Origin of the sequence: Nonomuraea purpurea, from assembly GCF_042650645.1 — a bacterium.
GTDB lineage: Bacteria > Actinomycetota > Actinomycetes > Streptosporangiales > Streptosporangiaceae > Nonomuraea > Nonomuraea purpurea.
This window is the reverse complement of sequence record NZ_JBHSBI010000004.1, coordinates 278,161-297,825: the sequence shown is the minus strand read 5'-3', so window position 1 is coordinate 297,825 and position 19,665 is coordinate 278,161. Positions and strand designations below refer to the sequence as shown.

General features: G+C 71.1%; 20 protein-coding genes. 14 read left to right on the top strand and 6 right to left on the bottom strand.

Annotation, left to right across the window (positions count from 1 at the left end; translation table 11 throughout):
* From ACFOY2_RS10245 to ACFOY2_RS10230, 4 genes are read left to right on the top strand one after another with little or no spacing between them, the layout of a single operon-like run.
* Positions 1 to 867: an AAA family ATPase gene (locus ACFOY2_RS10245; protein WP_379527888.1), complete on the top strand. Its 867-nt coding sequence runs from the start codon at positions 1 to 3 to the stop codon at positions 865 to 867.
* Complete coding sequence (locus tag ACFOY2_RS10240; protein WP_379527716.1) at positions 860 to 1,939, top strand: vWA domain-containing protein; 1,080 nt, start codon at positions 860 to 862, stop codon at positions 1,937 to 1,939. The genes ACFOY2_RS10245 and ACFOY2_RS10240 overlap by 8 nt, the downstream gene beginning before the upstream one ends.
* Entirely contained in the window at positions 1,932 to 3,023 is a 1,092-nt protein-coding gene (locus tag ACFOY2_RS10235; RefSeq protein WP_379527715.1) for an XdhC family protein, read from the top strand. Before ACFOY2_RS10240 ends, ACFOY2_RS10235 begins: the two co-directional genes overlap by 8 nt.
* Complete coding sequence (locus ACFOY2_RS10230; RefSeq protein WP_379527714.1) at positions 3,020 to 3,586, top strand: nucleotidyltransferase family protein; 567 nt, start codon at positions 3,020 to 3,022, stop codon at positions 3,584 to 3,586. The genes ACFOY2_RS10235 and ACFOY2_RS10230 overlap by 4 nt, the downstream gene beginning before the upstream one ends.
* On the opposite strand, the gene ACFOY2_RS10225 is transcribed toward ACFOY2_RS10230, so the two are convergent.
* Entirely contained in the window at positions 3,572 to 4,459 is an 888-nt protein-coding gene (locus ACFOY2_RS10225; protein WP_379527713.1) for an endonuclease/exonuclease/phosphatase family protein, read from the bottom strand. The genes ACFOY2_RS10230 and ACFOY2_RS10225 overlap by 15 nt on opposite strands.
* Before the next feature lie 93 nt (positions 4,460 to 4,552).
* Here ACFOY2_RS10225 and ACFOY2_RS10220 point away from each other — a divergent pair, with 93 nt between their 5' ends.
* The 3 genes from ACFOY2_RS10220 (at position 4,553) to ACFOY2_RS10210 (ending at position 7,123) form a co-directional block, all read left to right on the top strand.
* Complete coding sequence (locus ACFOY2_RS10220; RefSeq protein ID WP_379527712.1) at positions 4,553 to 5,593, top strand: LLM class F420-dependent oxidoreductase; 1,041 nt, start codon at positions 4,553 to 4,555, stop codon at positions 5,591 to 5,593.
* A gap of 36 nt (positions 5,594 to 5,629) precedes the next feature.
* A complete protein-coding gene (locus ACFOY2_RS10215; protein ID WP_379527711.1) occupies positions 5,630 to 5,728 on the top strand; it encodes a putative leader peptide in 99 nt (32 codons plus the stop codon).
* Positions 5,729 to 5,839: 111 nt separating this feature from the next.
* A complete protein-coding gene (locus ACFOY2_RS10210) occupies positions 5,840 to 7,123 on the top strand; it encodes a dicarboxylate/amino acid:cation symporter (RefSeq protein ID WP_379527710.1) in 1,284 nt (427 codons plus the stop codon).
* 9 nt (positions 7,124 to 7,132) lie between these two features.
* Here the strand turns inward: ACFOY2_RS10210 and ACFOY2_RS10205 are convergent, their stop codons facing one another.
* Together ACFOY2_RS10205 and ACFOY2_RS10200 are read right to left on the bottom strand one after the other, a co-directional pair.
* Positions 7,133 to 7,375 carry a helix-turn-helix domain-containing protein gene (locus ACFOY2_RS10205; protein ID WP_379527709.1) on the bottom strand — a complete coding sequence of 81 codons (243 nt, stop codon included), beginning with the start codon at positions 7,373 to 7,375 and terminating at the stop codon, positions 7,133 to 7,135.
* A complete protein-coding gene (locus tag ACFOY2_RS10200; protein WP_379527708.1) occupies positions 7,375 to 7,980 on the bottom strand; it encodes a DUF2975 domain-containing protein in 606 nt (201 codons plus the stop codon). The genes ACFOY2_RS10205 and ACFOY2_RS10200 overlap by 1 nt, the downstream gene beginning before the upstream one ends.
* Positions 7,981 to 8,124: 144 nt before the next feature.
* On the opposite strand from ACFOY2_RS10200, the gene ACFOY2_RS10195 reads away from it, so the two are divergent.
* From ACFOY2_RS10195 to ACFOY2_RS10165, 7 genes are all read left to right on the top strand, one after another.
* A complete protein-coding gene (locus tag ACFOY2_RS10195; protein ID WP_379527707.1) occupies positions 8,125 to 9,705 on the top strand; it encodes a serine/threonine-protein kinase in 1,581 nt (526 codons plus the stop codon).
* A 243-nt stretch (positions 9,706 to 9,948) separates the two neighbouring features.
* Entirely contained in the window at positions 9,949 to 10,509 is a 561-nt protein-coding gene (efp, locus tag ACFOY2_RS10190; RefSeq protein WP_379527706.1) for an elongation factor P, read from the top strand.
* 1 nt (position 10,510) lies between these two features.
* Complete coding sequence (gene nusB / locus ACFOY2_RS10185) at positions 10,511 to 10,921, top strand: transcription antitermination factor NusB (protein WP_379527705.1); 411 nt, start codon at positions 10,511 to 10,513, stop codon at positions 10,919 to 10,921.
* A 145-nt stretch (positions 10,922 to 11,066) separates the two neighbouring features.
* The gene (locus tag ACFOY2_RS10180; protein WP_379527704.1) at positions 11,067 to 11,414 is read left to right on the top strand and encodes an MmcQ/YjbR family DNA-binding protein; all 348 of its coding nucleotides are present in this window, start codon (positions 11,067 to 11,069) and stop codon (positions 11,412 to 11,414) included.
* Between the two features lie 238 nt (positions 11,415 to 11,652).
* Positions 11,653 to 12,336: a methyltransferase domain-containing protein gene (locus ACFOY2_RS10175; protein ID WP_379527887.1), complete on the top strand. Its 684-nt coding sequence runs from the start codon at positions 11,653 to 11,655 to the stop codon at positions 12,334 to 12,336.
* Between the two features lie 50 nt (positions 12,337 to 12,386).
* Positions 12,387 to 13,628, top strand: coding sequence for a DNA polymerase IV (gene dinB / locus ACFOY2_RS10170; protein WP_379527703.1), 1,242 nt, complete (start codon positions 12,387 to 12,389; stop codon positions 13,626 to 13,628).
* Between the two features lie 228 nt (positions 13,629 to 13,856).
* Positions 13,857 to 14,258, top strand: a complete 402-nt coding sequence (locus tag ACFOY2_RS10165; RefSeq protein ID WP_379527702.1) for a DUF3040 domain-containing protein — start codon at positions 13,857 to 13,859, stop codon at positions 14,256 to 14,258.
* Positions 14,259 to 14,570: 312 nt separating this feature from the next.
* On the opposite strand, the gene ACFOY2_RS10160 is transcribed toward ACFOY2_RS10165, so the two are convergent.
* From ACFOY2_RS10160 to ACFOY2_RS10150, 3 genes are read right to left on the bottom strand one after another with little or no spacing between them, the layout of a single operon-like run.
* Positions 14,571 to 16,991 carry a transglutaminase family protein gene (locus ACFOY2_RS10160; RefSeq protein WP_379527701.1) on the bottom strand — a complete coding sequence of 807 codons (2,421 nt, stop codon included), beginning with the start codon at positions 16,989 to 16,991 and terminating at the stop codon, positions 14,571 to 14,573.
* Positions 16,988 to 18,250 carry a DUF58 domain-containing protein gene (locus tag ACFOY2_RS10155; RefSeq protein ID WP_379527700.1) on the bottom strand — a complete coding sequence of 421 codons (1,263 nt, stop codon included), beginning with the start codon at positions 18,248 to 18,250 and terminating at the stop codon, positions 16,988 to 16,990. Before ACFOY2_RS10155 ends, ACFOY2_RS10160 begins: the two co-directional genes overlap by 4 nt.
* A 55-nt stretch (positions 18,251 to 18,305) precedes the next feature.
* On the bottom strand, positions 18,306 to 19,343 hold the full coding sequence (locus ACFOY2_RS10150) for an AAA family ATPase (protein WP_379527699.1): 1,038 nt from the start codon (positions 19,341 to 19,343) through the stop codon (positions 18,306 to 18,308).
* Positions 19,344 to 19,665: the final 322 nt, after the last annotated feature.

Sequence of the window (19,665 nt, the reverse complement as noted above, 5' to 3'; positions counted from 1 at the left end):
ATGGACATCGAGTCGCCCGACAAGCTCATCGAGCTCCTCGACCGGCACGCCTACCTGGCCGACGAAGGGCTGGCCACGGCCGCCTTCCTGGCGTTGAAGATGGGGCGGCCGCTGTTCCTGGAAGGGGAGGCGGGGGTCGGGAAGACCGAGCTGGCCAAGACCCTGGCGGCGCTGCTCGAAGCGCCGCTGATCAGGCTCCAGTGCTACGAGGGGCTCGATGCGGCCCAGGCCCTGTACGACTGGGACTTCGCCCGCCAGCTCCTGCACCTCAAAGCCGCCGAGGCCGCCGGGATCACCGACGTGAGCAGGCTCGAAGGGGAGATCTACGACCGGCGTTTCCTGATCGCCAGGCCGCTGCTGAAGGCCGTCGAGACCCAGCCCAGCGTGCTGCTGGTGGATGAGATCGACCGGGCCGACGACGAGTTCGAGGCGTTCCTGCTGGAGGTGCTGTCCGACTTCACGATCTCGATCCCCGAGCTGGGCACCGTCAGGGCGGCCACGCCGCCGGTGGTCGTGGTGACCTCCAACCGCACGCGGGAGGTGCACGACGCGCTCAAGCGGCGCTGCCTGTACCACTGGCTGGAGCACCCGAGCTTCGAGCGCGAGGTCGCCATCCTGCTGCGCCGCCTGCCCGGCTGCACCGAGACGCTGGCCACGCAGGTGGCGCGGGCGGCCGAGCGGCTGCGGCGGGCCGATCTGGTCAAGCCGCCCGGCGTGGCCGAGACGCTCGACTGGACGGAGGCGCTGCTGACGCTGGGCGCCAAGGAGCTCGACCCCGGCCGGGCCGCGGCCACGCTGGGGGCGGCGCTGAAGTACCGCGAGGACGTGGCGACCGTGCTGGGCAACGGACTGCTGACGCATGGATGAGCTGGCCGCCACCATGACGGGGTTCGCCAGGACGTTGCGGGCGGCGGGCGTCGCGGCCGACCACGAGCGCACCCAGAACCTGCTCAAGGCGCTGGACCACCTCGACGTCACCGACCCGGGCGGCGTCTACTGGGCCGGACGGCTGACGCTGTGCGCCACACCGGACGACCTGCCGCGCTACGACCGGTGCTTCGCCGCGTTCTTCGGCGGCCGGCGGGCGGCCGAGACCCGCAGGAGCACCACGAGCCTCACCCGGCACCTGGCCGCCGACGATCGCGAGGACGACGGGAGCGGTCAGGACGACGGGACGGCCGCCCCCGCCACGGCCAGCCGGGCCGAGGTGCTGCGGCACCGCGACGTGGCCACGCTGAGCGAGGCCGAGCGGGCCGAGGTGCACCGGATGCTGGCCATGCTGAGCGGCGGCCGGGCGCGGCGCCGTTCGCGCCGGTTCGAGAGCGCCCACAGGGGCGTGCTGGACCAGCGCCGCACCATCCGTGAGGCGCTCAGGAAGGGCGAGGTCGCCCGCCTGCGGCGCCGCAGGCACACCACCAGGCCGCGCATGGTCGTGCTGTTCGTGGACGTCAGCGGCTCGATGGCCCCTTACGCCGAGACGCTCCTGCGCTTCGCCCACGCGCTGGTCAGGAGCGAGCCCAGAGCCACCAGGGTGTTCTCGGTCGGCACCCGGCTCACCCCGATCACGGCCGAGCTGCGGCACAGAGACCCCGGCACCGCGCTGAACGAGGTGTCCAAGGCCGTGCCCGACTGGAGCGGCGGCACCAGGCTGGGCGAGGAACTCAAGGAATATCTGGCCCGTTACAGCGCCAGAGGGGTGATCGCGGTGATCGCCTCTGACGGGTGGGAACGCGGCGATCCAGCGCTCCTGGGCACGCAGATGGCCAGGCTCGCCAGGCAGGCGCACCGGGTGATCTGGGTCAACCCGCACAAGGGGTATGAGGATTATCAGCCCCTCACGGGAGGTATGCGGGCCGCCCTGCCCTACCTTGACGACCTGGTGGCCGGGCACAGCCTGGCCGCTTACGAGCAACTCAGCGAAAGGCTCGCCCATGCGTGACGTGCTGCCGGAGATCATGCGCTGGTGGAGGTCCGGGCTCAGGTTCGGGCTGGCGACGGTCGTCGGCACGTGGAGCAGCGCGCCCCGGCCGCCGGGCGCGGCCATGGCGGTGCACGGCGACGAGGTGGTCGGCAGCGTGTCGGGCGGGTGCGTCGAGGGTGCGGTGTTCGAGCTGGCCGCCGAGGTCGGCACGCCCGTCCTGCAGAGGTACGGCGTCAGCGACGACGACGCCTTCGCCGTCGGCCTCACCTGCGGCGGCATCATCGACATCCTCGTCGAGCCGATCTCGATCGAGACCTTCCCCGAACTGGGGGAGATCGCGGCCTCCGTGGAGGCCCACGAGCCGGTCGCGGTCGCCACCATCATCTCGGGGCCCGGCGAGGTCGGCACCCGCAGGATCATCTGGCAGGACCGCTCGTCCGGCGGTCTCGGCCTCGACCGCCTCGACGAGGCCGTCGACGACGACGCGCGCGGCATGCTCGCCCAGGGCCTGACCGGCATCAGGCACTACGGCGGCCAGGGGGAGCGGCGGCTGGACGACCTGGCGGTGTTCGTGCAGTCGTTCGCGCCGCCGCCGCGCATGCTGGTCTTCGGCGCGATCGACTTCGCCGCCGCCGTGGCCAGGGTGGGCAAGTTCCTGGGCTATCACGTCACGGTCTGCGACGCTCGGCCGGTCTTCGCCACCTCCAAGCGTTTCCCCGACGCCGACGAGGTGGTGGTCAAGTGGCCTCACAACTATCTGGCCTCCGTTCAGGTGGACGAGCGTACGGTGATCTGCGTGCTCACCCACGACCCCAAGTTCGACGTGCCGCTGCTGGAGGTGGCCCTGCGCACCGAGGCCGGCTACGTGGGCGCCATGGGCTCGCGCCGCACCCACGACGATCGCATGGCGCGCTTGCGCGAGGCCGGGCTCACCGAGGCCGAGCTGTCCAGGCTGCGCTCGCCCATCGGACTCGACCTCGGCGCGCGCACCCCCGAGGAGACGGCTGTGTCGATCGCCGCCGAGCTGATCCAGCTCCGCTGGGGCGGCACGGGCCGGCCGCTGTCCAGCACCGAGGGCCGCATCCACCACGAGGCGCCATGAGGGGCGCACGGGTGGCGGGGCTGCTGCTGGCCGCGGGGCGGGGCAGCCGGTTGGGCACGCCCAAGGCCCTGCTCGAGTACGAGGGCGAGCGGCTCGTCGACCGCGGCGTGCGGCTGCTGGAGGACGGCGGTTGTCACCCCGTCGTCGTCGTGCTGGGCGCGGCCACCGTCCAGGTGCGCGGGGCCGTGAGCGTGCGCAACCCCGACTGGGCCTCCGGCATGGGCTCGTCCCTGCGCGTCGGCCTGCGGGCGCTGCCGGAGGAGGCGGAGTGCGTGGTCGTCGCGCTGGTCGACCAGCCGCTGATCAGGCCGGGCGCGGTGCGGGCCCTGATCGCGGCGGACGGCGGGCTGGCGGTCGCCACCTACGGCGGGCGGCGCAGGAACCCCGTGCTGATCGCCCGCGAGCACTTCGCCGGGGTGAGCGAGCTGGCCGTGGGCGACGTCGGCGCGCGGCCGTACCTGAAGGCGCATCGCGAGCTGGTCACCGAGGTGCCGTGCGACGAGTTCGGCGACCCCGCCGACATCGACACGCCCGAGGACCTCGCGCTGCTACAGCCGGAGTGAGGCGATGGCCGCCCGGTGGTCGCTGCCGGTCGCGGGGGCCACGCCCGCCTTGGTCGCCGTCATGCCCTTGTACAGGATGTGGTCGGGACGGGTGACCGGGAACTCCGACGGCCAGGTGAACCCGAACCCGTCGCCCGCCACGCTCTGCGCGTCGGTCAACGGCGGGGTCAGCCCCTGCATGCCCCGGTCGGTCGTGGCGGTGTTGAGGTCGCCGAGCAGCAGGATGCGCTTGCTGGAGTCGTCGTCGATGAGCTTGCGCGCCTGCGCGAGCGAGGCGTCGCGCGAGGTCGTGTGGCCCGGCCTGGCGGAGGCCAGGTGCATGACGTAGACGGTCACCTTGCCCTTGGGCGTGTTGATCACCGCGCGCAGCGCCCTCGGCCAGCCCATGCCGACGTCGAGCGGCTGGGTCTGGCTGATCGGGTAGCGGCTCCACAGGCCGACCGTGCTGACCGGGTAGTGGTACTTGAACATCTTGTTGAGCTGTTTGGCCGCGGGCCCGCCGCTGGTCAGCTCTTGGGCGGCCAGCAGGTCGAGGTCTTTGGCGATCTGCCGCACCGCCTCGCCGGACGCGCTGTTGCGCACGCCCACGTTGACCGTGCCGACGGCCAGGTCGCTGGGGCCGCCGGGCGGCTGGCGGAACATGATGGAGCCGAACATGAGCGCCCACACCACGCCGGGCACCAGCGCCGCGACGGCGGCGACGGTGGAACGTGCCAGCGCGGCGCCCAGCAGCAGCACCGGGACGAGCAGCCCCGCCCACGGCAGCAGGCTCTCCATCACCGGAGTGAACCCGCCGAACGCCGGGACCAGTTGGTGCCCCGCCAGGCCCGCGGCCACGACGACGGACACGATGACGACGACCCGACTCAGCACCTGCCCCAGGCTAGCGGCTCATGGCCCGACACGCCGACGCGATAACCTGTCGGCATTCGAACGGAACATCATTCGGTTGAGCGGGAGCCAGGCATGCGCATCGGGATGGCACTCAACTATTCGGGCGACTTCAAGGGAGCCGCGGCTGAGCTGGGCGACTACGAGAAGGCCGGGCTGGACATCGTCTTCGTCCCCGAGGCCTACAGCTTCGACGCGGTGAGCCAGATGGGCTACCTCGCGGCCAAGACCGAGCGGCTCGAGATCGCCTCGGGCATCCTGCCGATCTACTCGCGCACGCCGGCGCTGCTGGCGATGACGGCGGCGGGCATGGACTACGTCTCCGACGGGCGTTTCACGCTCGGCCTCGGCGCTTCGGGGCCGCAGGTGATCGAGGGATTCCACGGGGTGCCGTACACCGCGCCGCTCGGCCGCATGCGGGAGGTCATCGAGATCTGCCGCACGGTGTGGCGGCGTGAGCGCCTGCGGCACGAGGGCCGCCACTACACGGTGCCGCTCCCGCCGGAGCAGGGCACCGGGCTCGGCAAGCCCTTGAAGATCATCAACCATCCCGTCCGCTCCCGCATCCCGATCGTGGTCGCCGCCATCGGCCCCAAGAACGTCGAGCTGGCCGCCGAGCTGGCCGAGGGCTGGCAGCCCATCTTCTACGTCCCGGAGAAGGCCGCCGACGTGTGGGGCGCCTCGCTGGCGGCCGGCCGCGCCAAGCGCGACCCCGAGCTGGGCGAGCTCGACGTGATCGCGCAGGCGACGCTGGCGATCGGCGACGACGTGGCGGGGCTGCTGGAGCTCGGGCGGCCGATGGCGGCCCTGTACATCGGCGGCATGGGCGCCAAGGGCAAGAACTTCTACAACAACCTGGCCAGGCGCTACGGCTATGAGAAGGAGGCCGAGCGGATCCAGGACCTCTACCTGGAGGGCAAGAAGGAGGAGGCGGCGGCGCTGGTCCCCGCCGAGTTGCTGGAGAAGATGTCGCTGGTCGGCAGCGAGGGGTTCGTCCGCGACCGCGTGCGGGCGCTGCGGGAGTCGGGGGTGAGCACGCTGAACGTGACGCCCATCGCCAGGACGCACGAGGAGCGCGTCCGGCTCATCGAGAAGATCAAGGACATAGTGGCCTAGATCACGCCCTTTGGTGAAATGCGCCCGGTTTGACGGGTGTTGTTGGAGCTCGTGAGGTTTTCTCCGGTGTTCGTGTGGCTCGTTGAGCGGCTGCACATCGATCTGTGCCGCTTGCACGGATCGCTCTGTCGCTGACCACCGCCCGCGTCCGTCCACCCCTCACTCAGGCGTGCCCCGTACCGCATCCCGGGAGCCTCCAAGGCCCCGGGCCGGTCACGCATGCCGTGAAATCGGAGCTTCCTCCTCGTGAAGAGATTCTCGTTCTCCCTGCAACTGCTGCTCGGGCTCGCCGCCGGCATCGCGCTCGGGTTCGTCGCCAAGATCTGGGACGTGGCCTGGCTGGCCGAGACGCTGACCCGCGTCGGCCAGCTCTTCGTCCAACTGCTCAAACTCGCCGTGCCGCCCCTGGTGTTCACCGCCGTGCTGGTCAGCGTGGCCAACCTGCGCAACGTCAACGGCGCAGCCAGGCTCGCCTCCAAGACGCTGCTGTGGTTCCTCGTCACCGCCTTCGTCTCCGTGGCGTTCGCCATCGGGCTCGGCCTGATCATCAACCCCGGCCAGGGCGTCACCCTCGACACCGGCGCGGCCAAGGCCGTCGACACCGAGGGCGCCGGCACCTGGCTCGACTTCGTCACCGGCATCCTGCCCGCGAACGTCGTCACCGCCTTCACCGAGGTGAACGTCCTCCAGATCGTCTTCCTGGGGGTCGTCCTCGGCGCCGCGGCGCTGGCGGTGGGCGAGAAGGCCGAGCCGTTCCTGAACCTCGCCCGTTCCGTCCTGGAGCTGGTCCAGAAGGCATTGTGGTGGGTCATCAGGCTGGCGCCCATCGGCACGGCCGGCCTGATCGGCAAGGCCGTCTCCACCTACGGCTGGGACCTGCTGGCCCCGCTGGCCAAGCTCAGCGCCGGCGTCTACGCCGGCTGCCTCATCGTGCTGCTGGCCGTCTACCCGACGCTGCTGGCGGTCTGGGGCAAGGTCAACCCCGTCACGTTCTACCGCAACGCCTGGCCGGCGATCGAGCTGGCCTTCGTCTCGCGCTCGTCGGTCGGCACCCTGCCGCTGACGCAGCGGGTGACGATCGAGCGCAACGGCGTGGACCGCGACTACGCCTCCTTCGCGGTGCCGTTCGGGGCCACGACCAAGATGGACGGCTGCGCCTCCGTCTACCCGGCGCTGGCCGCGATCTTCGTGGCCCAGGTGTTCGGCGTCCAGCTCGGGGTCGGCGACTACCTGCTGATCGCGTTCGTCTCGGTGGTCGGCTCGGCGGCCACGGCCGGCCTGACCGGCGCGGTCGTCATGCTGACGCTCACGCTCAGCACGCTGGGGCTGCCCCTTGAGGGCGTCGGGCTGTTGCTGGCGATCGACCCCATCCTGGACATGATCCGCACCGCGACCAACGTGACAGGCCAGATGGTGGTGCCCGTCCTGGTGGCGCGCTCGGAGGGCCGCCTGGACGAGGCCGTCTTCGACGCGCCGCCCCAGTCGCTCGACGACGCCCCCGCCGTACGTCCCGCGCCCGTCCCCGCCTGAGCGGGCGGCCTACCCGGCCGGATCGGGCGTTTCCTGGGCGACCTGCTCATAGGCCAGCAGGTCGCCCGGTTGGCAGCCCAGCGCCTCGCACAGGCGCGACAGAGTCGAGAAGCGGATCGCCTTGGCGTGCCCGTTCTTCAGGATCGACAGGTTGACCACGGTGATCTCCACGCGGTGCGACAGCTCGGTGAGCGTCATCCCGCGCTCCAGGAGCAGCTCGTCCAGCCGCACCCGGATGCCGTGCTCCGCCATCAGATGGTGGCCTCGACCTCTTCGAGCAGGGCGACGCCCCGGCGGACGATCTCCGACACGCTCAGCGCGGCGACCCCCGCGACGGCGGCCCAGAGCAGCGTGCCCGGCGGCATGTAGATGGGGTAGCTCGTGGTCAGCAGCATGGAGGAGAGTATGGCCTCCGCGACCATCCCGATCGCGGCCGACGCGAGCGAGCCCCCGATCAGAATCCAGCCGAGCCAGCGCAGATCGCCCGCCGTCGCGGCCGAGAACAGCGCCCTGTCGCCAAGGCGCGCCCTGTGCAGCGCGCGGACCAGCGTGAACAGCGCCATCAGGCCCGTCGCCGTGGCCGGCGCCCACATCAGCAGGAAGAGCAGGGCCGCAAGCGGCGCGGCGCCGCCGGGGCGGATCGTCACCTCGGCGCTCGCGCTGTCGATCAGCGCCCCGTCCGCGGCCATGCCTCCCGTCGGCACGTCGAAGACGCGCAGCGGGATGCCGATGCCGTTGGGCACGTCGAAGAAGGCGATCACGACGCTCATCAGCAAACCGCCCAGGGCGCCCAGGCAGCCGAGGACGAGCGCGATGCTCAGCAGGATTTCGAGTCTGGTGATCCATGGTGTTCGCATATCGATAATCGTAAATAACGAAAGTCGTTATGTCCAGCGCCGGCTGTGCGGGATGGCGGGCGACCGGGGGCCGCGGGGCCCTATGGTGGGTCGGAATCGTGACTTCGAGTAATTGGCGGGGATATGTCCGACACGACGCCGTCCTTGGTCGCAGACCGGTACCGGCTCGACGAGCGCATCGGCGCCGGGCCGATGGGCGAGGTGTGGCGGGGGTACGACACACGGGCCGACTGGGTCGTGGCCGTGAAGGTGCTCGGCGCGAAGGCCGCGGGGGCCGCCACCCGGGAGGTGCTCAGGCAGCACGCCCAGGCCGTGGCCCGGGTGATCCACCCGAACGTGGCCATGGTCCTGGACGTCGGTGAGCAGGACGGGGCGCCGTTCCTGGTGATGGAGCACCTGACGGGGCTCAGCCTCGGCGAGGAACGGGCCGCCGCGCAGGGGCCCATGAACGTCGTGGAGATCTGCGACCTCGTCGGCCAGGCGGCCGCGGGCCTCGACGCGGCCCACCGCGCCGGGATCGTGCACGGACGGGTGGACCCCGACAGTTTCCGGCGGGCGGGCAGCGGGGTGCTCAAGGTCGTCGGGTTCGGGATGGACGCGCGCAGCGCGCCGTCGGGCGACGGACGGTACGCGGCGCCGGAACGGGCCGCCGGAGGGGCCGCCGAGGCGTCCGGGGATCTCTATTCGCTGGGATGCGTCTGCTACGAGCTGCTCACCGGGCGGCTGCCCTTCGACGGCGAGCAGGGTTCGGCGCCCGCGCCGCCCAGCGCGTTCAGGCCCGAGGTGTCGCCGGAGCTGGACCGGCTGGTGCTGGCCATGATCTCCGAGGCTCCCGCCAAGCGGCCGGCCAGCGGCGAGGCGATCAGGCGGTCGCTGGCGGCCATCGCCAGGCCCCGCGCCAACCCGGCCGCCGCGCCCGTGACGGGCGTCTCCCTGCGGGACGGCGGCCTCTCGACCGCGCCGACCGGCCCCACCCAGGCCAGGCCCTCTCAGGCCGGTCACTTCCCGGCCGGGCCCGGTGGTGGGCCCGGTGGCGGGCGCGGGGCGACCGAGGTGCTGCCGCTCGGCGGGCCCGGTGGGGGCGCGCGGGCCGGTGACACCGCGATCTACCAGGCGGGCGACATCGAGCCGGCGGCCTCCTCCAACCGCAAGCTGTTCCTGCAGCTCGGCGCGGCCGTGGCGGTCATCGCGGCGGTGACCGTGGGCATGGTGCTGATGGCGGGCGCGGGTGACGAGCGCGCGGCCGCGCCCACGCCGACGCCCTTGGACACGACGTCCTTCGCCGTCTCGCCCTCGCCGCCCTCCCTGATCGAGACCTCTCCGGAGACCGCGGTCACCACCGGGCCCGACCCGACGTTGCTGCGCGAGACGGCCGCCCCCAAGGGCACCCTGCTCGGCGAGGCGGTCCCGACCGGCGGGTGGGGCAGGTGGCTGGAGCAGTTCGACGCGGCGCTGACGTACCAGCAGAGCATGGGGCAGATCAACCCGTCGGTGGCCGCCAAGGCGCGCGACAAGATCAGGAAGGCCGGCAGGAAGTTCCAGGAAGGGGAGGTCGACTCGACGATCAAGGAGATCTCCGGCGTCTACCGCGACCTGCGCAAGGCGCAGGAGAAGGGCGACATGGGCAGCACCGGGCCGCTGGCCGAGATGATGGGCGACTGGCGGCTCCCGTCCGGCATGCCCGCGGGGCCGGGTAAGAAGGGGGATTGGGGCGACGACGATTAGGCGGCCGGGAGATCCGCGCGGTGCCGTTCCTGAGCCCCTCGCGGACCGGTAGACTAGAGGATCGAGTTCCGATCACCGTTGAGCCTGGGGGTTGACAGCCGGGCCGGGGCGGGTCCGCGGCGCTGACACGCGGCGGAGGCATCGAGGGCATCCTCGTGACACGTGAGCGCGGGCCGGAACTCTCACGAAGACGACCAAGGAGCTGCTCGCCCTTTAGAGCGGCCGCACGCGGGAGAAGAACGAGTGGCGACGACCAACGACCTCAAGAACGGCATCGTGCTGAAGCTCGACGGCGGTGAGCTCTGGAGCGTGGTCGAGTTCCAGCACGTCAAGCCCGGCAAGGGCGGCGCGTTCGTGCGCACCAAGCTCAAGAACGTCCTGTCGGGCAAGGTCGTCGACAAGACCTTCAACGCCGGCGTCAAGGTCGACGTGGCCAACGTCGACAAGCGCGAGATGCAGTTCTCCTACAAGGACGGCGACGACTTCGTGTTCATGGACACCGAGACCTACGACATGGTCAACGTGCCCGCGGGCACGGTCGGCACCGCCGCCAACTACATGCTGGAGAACACCCTGGCCACGGTGGCGTTCAACGAGGGCTCCGCGCTCTACGTCGACCTGCCCGCCGCCGTCGAGCTGACCATCTCCATCACCGAGCCCGGCCTGCAGGGCGACCGCTCCACCGGCGGCACCAAGCCCGCCACGCTGGAGACCGGCGCCGAGATCAAGGTCCCGCTGTTCATCACCACCGGCGAGAAGGTCAAGGTCGACACCCGCAGCGGCGAATACCTCGGCCGGGCCTGAGGTGTCGGCACGCGGCAAAGCACGCAGGCGGGCGCTCGACATTCTCTTCGAGGCCGAGTTGCGCGGCGAGGATCCGCTGAAGATCCTCGCCGAGCGCGTGGAGCGGCGGGAGCCGCCGGTCAACGAGTACACCTCGACCCTCGTCGAGGGCGTCGCCAGGCACCACGCGCGCATCGATGAGCTGATCACCACCTACGCCGAGGGGTGGACGCTCGACCGCATGCCCGCGGTCGACCGTAATCTGCTGCGTGGCGGCACCTACGAGCTGCTGTGGATACCCGACGTGCCTGAGGGCGTGGTCATCAGCGAGTGGGTGCACCTGGCGGGAGAGCTGTCGACCGACGAGTCTCCCCAGTTCATCAACGGCCTGCTGGCCCGCTTCAAGCAACTCAAGCCAAGCCTCACCCTTTAGACACCCTTTTTGGAGGGGCGGCACCGCCTGTTCGGGGTACGTTCCAATCATCGCGAGGCGCATCTCGCCCTTGGAGAAGTGGCGCGTCACCAGCCGCGACGCGCCCCTTTTCATGCACGCGCCGTTTCGTGTGAGCATCGTGTGCATGGTGACCGAGGACGACGTGCGCGAGATCGCGCTGAGGCTGCCCGAGACGAGCGAGAAGACCATGTACGGCACGCCCGCCTTCTACGTGCGAAACAAGTGGTTCGCCCGGGTTCGTGAGGAGGGCGACGTGCTGGTGCTGCCGGTGGCCGGCGAAGAGGAGAAAGCCGAGCTGATCGCGGCCGAGCCCGGCGCGTTCTTCACCACCCCGCATTACGACGGGCACGCCATCGTGCTGGTGCGGTTCGGGGCGGTGGACGCCCGGGAGATGGGCGAGTTGCTCACGGACGCGTGGCTGCTGCGTGCGCCGAAGAGGCTGGCGGCCGCGTTCGAGGACCGGACGGGCTGAGCGCCGGGCAGGGTTTCGAGCGTTCTGGCCGGTGGGGAGGCGGGCGGCGACGCGCACGGCGTAGGCTGGGGCCGTCCGCGGTGGGGCGTCGGCGAAGGCCGCGCGCGAACTCGCGGACAGAGCCGTTCGCGAGGTGCGCGTTCGCGAGACAGAGGGAGGCGAGCCGACGTTGCGTGCTGAAGGCGTCACGAGGGCCCCGGCGGTGCGGACCGCCGTGGTCTGGGACGCGTTGCGGGCCATGCTGGCCGAGCGGACGGCGGTGACCGGCCGCGAGGCGATCGACATCGTCGACGCCGGCGGCGGTACCGGCGGGTTCGCCGTGCCGCTGGCCCTGCTGGGCCACAACGTCACCGTCGTCGATCCGAGCCCCGACTCGCTGGCCGCGCTGGAGCGCCGCGCCAAGGAGCAGGGGGTGGCCGTCCGGGGTCTGCAGGGCGACGCCGCCGACCTGGGCGAGCTGCTCAGCCGCGACAGCGCCGACCTGGTGCTCTGCCACAGCGTGCTCGAATACGTCGAAGACCCGATCAGCGCGCTGACCGCCGTCGCGGGGGTGCTGCGCAGGGGCGGCGCGGTGAGCGTGCTGGCCGCCAACCCGGTCGCCAGCGCCATCCACCGCGCGCTCATCGGCCACTTCGACGAGGCCAGGGCCGTCCTGGACGACCCCGGCGGCACCTGGGGCGATCGCGACCCCACGCCGCGGCGTTTCGCCGCCGAGACGCTCGTCGAGCTGCTGTCGGCGACCGGGTTCGCCATCGGCGCCGTCCACGGTGTGCGGGTCTTCGCCGACCTGGTGCCGAGCAGGCTCGTCGACGGGGAGCCCGGCGCCGCCGAGGCCATGGTGGCGCTCGAACAGGTCGCCGCGACCCACCCCGTGCTGCGCGACATCGCCACGCAGCTCCACGTCCTCGGGCACAGGAGCTGAGGTGGCCGTCCCCCTGGGTATAGAACCCCTGTTCGGATAGAATCGGCTGCGTGTCTCGCAAGCAGATCACCGGCATCGGCCCCGCTCCGCGTACCGGGGTCGATGACAGCGGCTGCCCGATCCTCCACGTCGACATGGACGCCTTCTACGCCAGCGTCGAGCTGCTCGACCGTCCCGAGCTGCGCGGCCGGCCGGTGATCGTGGGCTCGCCCGCGGGCCGCGGCGTCGTGCTCAGCGCCACCTACGAGGCCAGGGCCTTCGGCGTGCACTCGGCGATGCCGATGAGCAGGGCGCGCAGGCTCTGCCCGCAGGCCGAGATCATCCCGCCCAGCCACGGCAAGTACTCAGAGGTCTCCAAGGGCGTCATGGAGATCTTCCACACGATCACCCCGCTGGTCGAGCCCATCGCCTCCGACGAGGCGTTCCTCGACGTCGGCGGCGCCAGGCGCAGGCTCGGCCCGCCCGCCGCCGTCGCCGCCTTGATCAGGGAGCAGGTCCTCGACCGTTACGGCATCACGTGCTCCGTCGGCGTGGCCAGCAGCAAATTCGTGGCAAAACTGGCATCCAAGCAGTGCAAGCCCGACGGCCTGCTCGTGGTGCCCGCCGACCAGGTCGTCGACTTCCTCCATCCGCTGCCGGTGTCGGCGCTGTGGGGGGTCGGCGAGCGTACCGAGCAGTCCCTCGTACGGCTCGGCATCCGTACCGTCGGAGACCTGGCCAGGGTGCCTGCCACGACGCTGCAGCGCGAGCTCGGGCAGGCTGTGGGCGGCCACCTGGCGGAGCTGGCCTGGGGGCGCGACGAGCGGTCGGTGAGCGCCCACGTGCCCGACAAGAGCATCGGCAACGAGGAGACGTTCGCGACGGACGTCGACGACCCCGAAGTGATCAGGCGTGAGCTGCTGCGTCTGTCGGAGCGGGTGGCCGCCAGGATGCGTAAGGGCGGTCACGTGGGAAGAACTGTAAGTGTGAAGCTTCGCCGCGCCGATTTCACCACGATCAACCGCTCACGTACCCTGCGCGAGCCGACCGACGTGGCCCAGGTGATCTACGCCACGGCCTGTGAGCTGTTCCAGGCGGCCGGTCTCGAACGGGTGCGGTTGCGGCTGGTCGGCGTGCGGATGGAGAACCTCCGTCCCGCCGGCGAAGCCACCCGGCAACTCGGTCTGGGGGAGCGGGAGACCGGTTGGCGGGAGGCCGAGCAGGCGATGGACAAGGCGATCCGGAGATTCGGTCCCGATGCGGTGCTCCCTGCGTCGCTTGTTCGTGGCAAGCTTGATGAGGTAGAGACATGACGTCGATGTCCGGATTTTGTGGTGCGTCAATGTCACGATTTTGGGGGAAGGGGGGCGAGATGGGCCACAATAGAGCCATGACGTCACCTCCGGTTTGGTCTGCGTTGGACGTTTGCTTTCGCCTACGTCTACAGCCTCGTATTCTGGGGATAACCGACCGCGAGGTTCGGACACCCCGTGTCGTCCGTTGCCGTCTTCCCCGTCCTGGGGCCGTCCTTGGGAGGCGCCGTGCCGCTCTCTGAGCACGAGCAGCGCTTGCTCGAACAGATCGAGCAGGCCCTCTACGCCGAGGACCCGAAGTGGGCCAACACCGTAAGGATCAGCGACCCACGCAGCCATTACAAGCGTCGCCTGGTCAAGGCCTCCATCGGCTTTGGTCTCGGCGTCGTCATCATGATGGTCGGCGTGGTCATGAGCCTGATCTGGCTCGGCGTCGGCGGTTTCGTGGTCATGCTCGCCGCGTGTCTGTGGGGCCTGTCCAGTTGGAAACGCATGAACGGGTTCGGTGACTCCGGCCGCACCCCCGGTGCCGCCGTGCCCCCGGGCAAGCAGGCCCGCCGGGGAGGCAACCGGGGCACGTTCATGGAACGTATGGAAGAACGCTGGCGCCGTCGCAACGACGAGCGCTGAACCGCGGTAGCCGCCCGGTGTTTTCTGGGCGGCCGGCTCGGTCGGGCGCGGGCTGAGCCCACCGGACCGAGACCCCTGACCCGCCGGCAGCCGGTCGACTCCCGACCTGGCGTCGGCGGGATCACACTGTCCCCCACCCTCGCGCCGTCCTCCGGCTCTCCCACCCCTGCCGGGTTCCCGGCCGCGACGATGCGTCGCGCCACACCTCGATGGCGACCCCGATCGGGTTGCCCCGGCCGTCGCGATCTCGGATTTTCGAGCCCGGTGGCGAGGGAGCGGGCGGCGGCCGTGCGAGTCGCCGCCCGCCCCCTTTCATGACCCCTTCTGTGCGGCGGTTCGCCGCAACCGGATGTTCTCCAGCAGGTCGAACCCGTCCAGCAGCCGCTCACCCACGCCCCGCATCCGCCGCAGCGTGGACGGCGGCAGCAGCACCGCCCGCACCCGCCGCCCGCGCGACACCGTGGCCGCCAGGGCCTGGCGCACCGTGCGCAGGTCCCCGCGCATGGGCCCGATCTGTCCTGGATCCCGGGCGAACAGCACCCGCTCGACCGCCGAGGCGATGGCGGAGATGGCCGCCGCCGAGCCGGCGTCGAACTCGTACTGCTGGGTCAGCCGCCGCGCCAGCGCCCGCGGGGTCTCGCTCGGCTCGCGCGCCATCCCATAGTCGTACAGCACGTCGTCCAGCTCCGCCCAGGCCGCGGCCACCGACGGGTGCGCCTTCGACACCACCGCGGCGGTCAGTTCGTCGGCGGGTTCTGACACCTTCCAGCCGAGAGTGCGCACGCGCCGGTTCCTGGTGACCAGCCGCACCCCGGCCGGGACCAGCAGCAGCAGGAGCAGCGCCCCGGCGCCGATGCCGATCTGGGCGATCAGCGGCATCGAGTCGTCCGGGGGCAGCCCGCCCGTGGCGATCAGGCCCTCACGGTCGGCCTGGCGCGGGTTGGACTGGGTCCGGGGGTCGACGGGCTCGTCGGCGGAGGAACTGCTCGCTCCGGGCGTCGGAGTCGAGGTCTCGCCGGTGGGCCGCGGCGCGGGCTGCGTGTACTCGGGCACACGCGCGCTGCCCTGCCCGAGCGCCCCCGAGGGAGTGGGTTCGAACGGCAGCCAGCCCACGCCCTCGAAGTACAGCTCGGGCCAGGAGTGGGAGTCGTTGGTGCCGACCTCCCAGCGATCGCCCACCTTGGTGCCGCCGGTGTAGCCGATCGCCACCCTGGCGGGGATGCCGTTCAGCCTGGCCAGCACCGCCATCGAGGCGGCGAACTGCTCGCAGTAGCCCGCCCGGTCACGCAGCAGGAAGTCCCGCAGCGCCGAGTTGCTGTGCCCCTGCGTGCGCAGGTTGTAGGTGAAGTTGCCGGTCTTGGTGAAGAACTCCTGCAGCTTCACCGCCGCGTCGTAGGACGATGTGGCGTTCGCCGTCAGATCCTGGGCCAGGGTGCGGATGTCCGGCGGCAGGTTCTCCGGAACTTGCAGGTAGCGCTCGCTCGCCTGCGGCGGGTTCCCGTCGAGCGACTCGAGCAGGTCGGGGGTCGCCTCCGGCTCGCTCGTGGCGACCTGGTACTCCAGGCCGGCGGCCTGGTCGCCGGTGGAGAAGACCATGAGCGTGTCGACGTCCGCCCGCCAGTCGCCGTCCGCCCGGATCTCCCGAGGCGGGTACGGCAGCGGCAGGAACGACAGCCGCGCGATCTCGCCGCTGATCTGGATGTTGGTGACCACGTTCTCGGTCTTGGTCCGCTCGGCGAGCCCCGGCGGCTCGGGAAGCGGCCCGTTGTCGGTCCTGTTGTCCGGCGACCCCTTCGGCTGGGTCATGCCGAACTGCTGGCCGTCGAACGTGTCGAGCGCGTAGATGCGCAGGTAGCGGGCGGTGTCGTCGTTGTTGGTGTAGGTCAGGACGGTCCGCCGCTCGGGCAGTTCGAGCTGGCCCTTCAGGTTGGCGATGGGGTTCGGGATGCTGATCGAGTTGCCCGGCCCTGGGCCCCTGCCGCCCACGCCGAAGCTGAACAGCGAGACCGGCTCCATCACCGGGAGCATGGCAGGGACCAGCACGGCCAGCACGATCGCGGCGAACCCGATGCGCTTGCCCGACAGCCGCAGGCCGCTGGTGTCGGCCGAGGCGCGTCCGGGGGTCTGGGAGGTGGCGGCGCGCGTCCTGCGTACCAGCACCGCCCTGCCCCAGTGGCCGACCCGCTCGCGGCCGTCGGCGATCAGCAGGCTCACGAAGCCGAGCGCGGCGATGATGAACGCGGGCCAGCTGATCGGGTCGGGCAGGATCGTCGCCGGTACGGTGGCCAGCGCCAGCAGCGGCAGCCCGGCCAGCGCGGCCCGCCGCAGCCGGGCGGAGAACAGGTCCACGGCGATCGCGATCAGCGCCACGCCGCCGGCGGTCAGCAAGCTGATGCCCTCGGTCGTGGGCACGGGGGCGGCGAAGCGCTGGATGTCGGCCCAGCCGACGGCCAGCAACCTGACCAGCTCGATCACCGACTCCTTCGTCGGCACCATCAGCGCCCACGCCTCGTCGGAGGCGAACGCCACGGTCAGGTAGATCCACGTCGCGGCGGCGGCGACCAGCGGCGCCGCCCAGGCGGGCAGGGACAGGCGGCTGCTCAGCAGGCCGGCGGCCATCACCGCGAGCACGGCCCCGAGCGACGACCAGAACCACGCGCCGCCCTCGAAGAGCGGATAGAGCAGAAAGGCAGCGGTGAACGTGGCCGCCGCCGAGGCGATGGTCAGCCTCATGCCGCACCTCCGGAGGGACTGAGCGCGTACCTGCTCCGGCCGGCGGCGTCCTGCCAGACGGAGGCGATCGAGGTGCCAGCGGGCAGCCGCACGACGCGCCAGCCGTACCCGGCCAGGACCGTCTGCACGGCCTGGAAGTTCTCGGCGGCGACCCGGTCGCCGCCGTCCCATGTGCTCACGTCGAGCAGCACCGCCACACCGGTGATGCTGCTGTGCCTGAGCCTGGCCAGATCCCTCGCCTCCTCCGGGTCGAGCGAGCCGAGCACGGCCACGATCAGCCCGTCGCCGCCGCCCTGACGCAGGGCGGCGACGCCCATCTCCAGGGAGCGGGCCGGGCTGTGCCGCACCACGGCCAGGGTGTCGAGCAGCGAGTAGCTCAGACCCGTGTCGGTCAGGTGCTCCGCCCCCTGATCGGTCACCAGCCGCAGGCCGAGCCCTTCGTGGGCCAGGTGCACGCCGATCGACGCCGCGGCCGAGACCGCCACCTCGAACGAGGAACGCGGGCCCTCGCCGCGGTGGGCGTACCTGCGGGTGTCGAGCAGGAGCGCGCCGCGGCTCTGCCACGTCTGCTCCTCGCGGCGCACCATCAGCTCGCCGTGGCGGGCCGTCGAACGCCAGTGCACCCGCCGCAGGTCGTCGCCCTGCCGGTACTCGCGCGGCGCCACGTCGTCGTCGCCGGCCGCCGCCACACTTCTGGTACGGCTCTCGCCGCCGCCCGTCCACTCGCCCGACAGCCGCACGTGCGGCAGCGCCGCCACGTGGGGCGTCACCACGAGCGTGTCGCTGATGGTGAAGGAGCGGGCCAGCTCGACCAGCCCGAACGGGTCGGCGATGCGGATCGACAGCGGGCCGATCGTGTACCGGCCGCGCAGGTCGGAGCGCACCCGGTAGTCGATCTCGCGCACGCCCCTCGCCTCGACGCGGTCGAGCACGAACCTGGGCCGCACGCCCAGCGCGTAGGGGACGGTGTCCTCGATGAGCAGCAGGCCGGTCGGCAGCCTGGTCACGTTCTCCAGCCGCAGGGTCACGGTGGCCTCGCCGCCCACCTCGGCCCTGGCAGGGTCGAGTCGTCTGGCGCAGCTCAGCCGGTAGCGGGTCCGTGCCACCACCATCGCGGCCAGCAGCGGCAGCGCCGTCACCAGCACCCCGATCCTGAACAGGTCGTTCTCGCCCAGCAGCACGGCCATCACCAGCGCCGCGATCCCGGAGGCGAGGAACGACCGGCCCCGGGCGGTCAGCGCCCGCATTCCGGCTCTCACAACACCTCACTCAATCCATGCCGTCGATGGGGGTCCTCGCTACGCCGCTCATCCATTAACGGCCCCGCGTCTCCGGCACCGGCACGCGCCTGATCAGATCGGTCACCACCTGCTCCGGCAGACGGCGCTGGCCCTGGGCCTCGATGCTGGGCAGCAGCCGGTGCGCGAGCACGGGGATGGCCAGGTCCTGCAGGTCGTCGGGGATGACGTAGTCGCGCCCTGACAGCGCGGCGTGCGCCCTGGCGGCGCGGACGAGCTGCAGCGTGGACCGGGGCGAGGCGCCCAGGCGCAGGTCGGGGGAGTGGCGGGTGGCCACGACCAGGTCGATGGCGTACTTCTTGACCGGCTGGGAGACGTAGACGCCGCGTACGGCCTCGATGAGCGCGCGCACCTCGGCCGTCGTGGCCACCGGCTGCAGTTTGTCGAGCGGTGAGTTGCCGCCGTGCACGTCGAGCATTTCCAGCTCGGCGGTCGGCTCCGGGTAACCCATCGCGATCCGGGCGGTGAAGCGGTCGCGCTGCGCCTCGGGGAGGGGATAGGTGCCCTCCATCTCGATGGGGTTCTGGGTGGCGATGACCATGAACGGCATGTCCAGCCCGTATGTCTTCCCGTCCACCGTCACCTGGTGCTCTTCCATGCACTCCAGCAAGGCGGACTGGGTCTTGGGGGAGGCACGGTTGATCTCGTCGCCCACCACGATGTTGGCGAACACCGGGCCCGGCTTGAACTCGAACTCCCGCGTCTGCTGGTTGTAGGCGCTCACTCCGGTGATGTCGCTGGGCAGCAGGTCAGGGGTGAACTGCACCCGGCGCACGGGACAGTCGATCGATCGGGCGAGCGCCTTGGCCAGCATCGTCTTGCCGACGCCGGGCACGTCCTCGATGAGGAGGTGCCCCTCTGCGAGCAGGACGGTCAGCGTGAGCCGGACGGCGTCGCCCTTGCCCTCGATCACCGACTCAATGGCCTCCCGAATCCGGTGGGCTGTGGAGACCAGCTCGTCGAGCTGGGGAGGGACGTCATGGGTTACTGCCACCAGGCCTCCATGAGAAGTGCGACGGCTGTCCCGCGGATGCCTTTGCGGGAGCCATGCCATTCCTTTTCCATTGTGTGTACGACCCTACGACGCTGCGGGTTCGCAAGCGACATTTGTGGATATTCCAGGAGAACCCCGCGACCTTCCCGTTCTCCTCACATAGAGGCGTGAATCCCGTGACACGCCGGCCCCGAGATCCGCTCCACTTTCCTCCACCCGGATCCTCGACAAGCCCCGCATCCCCTATTTCCACGGCCATCCGAACCCTCGACACGCCCATGAGGGTTGACGCGGCCGCCACCCCCCTCCACCCCAGCCCATGGCTCTGACCTGCGGTAACGCAACGGAAACCGATGATGAAGACGGTTCGAATCAGTTGACG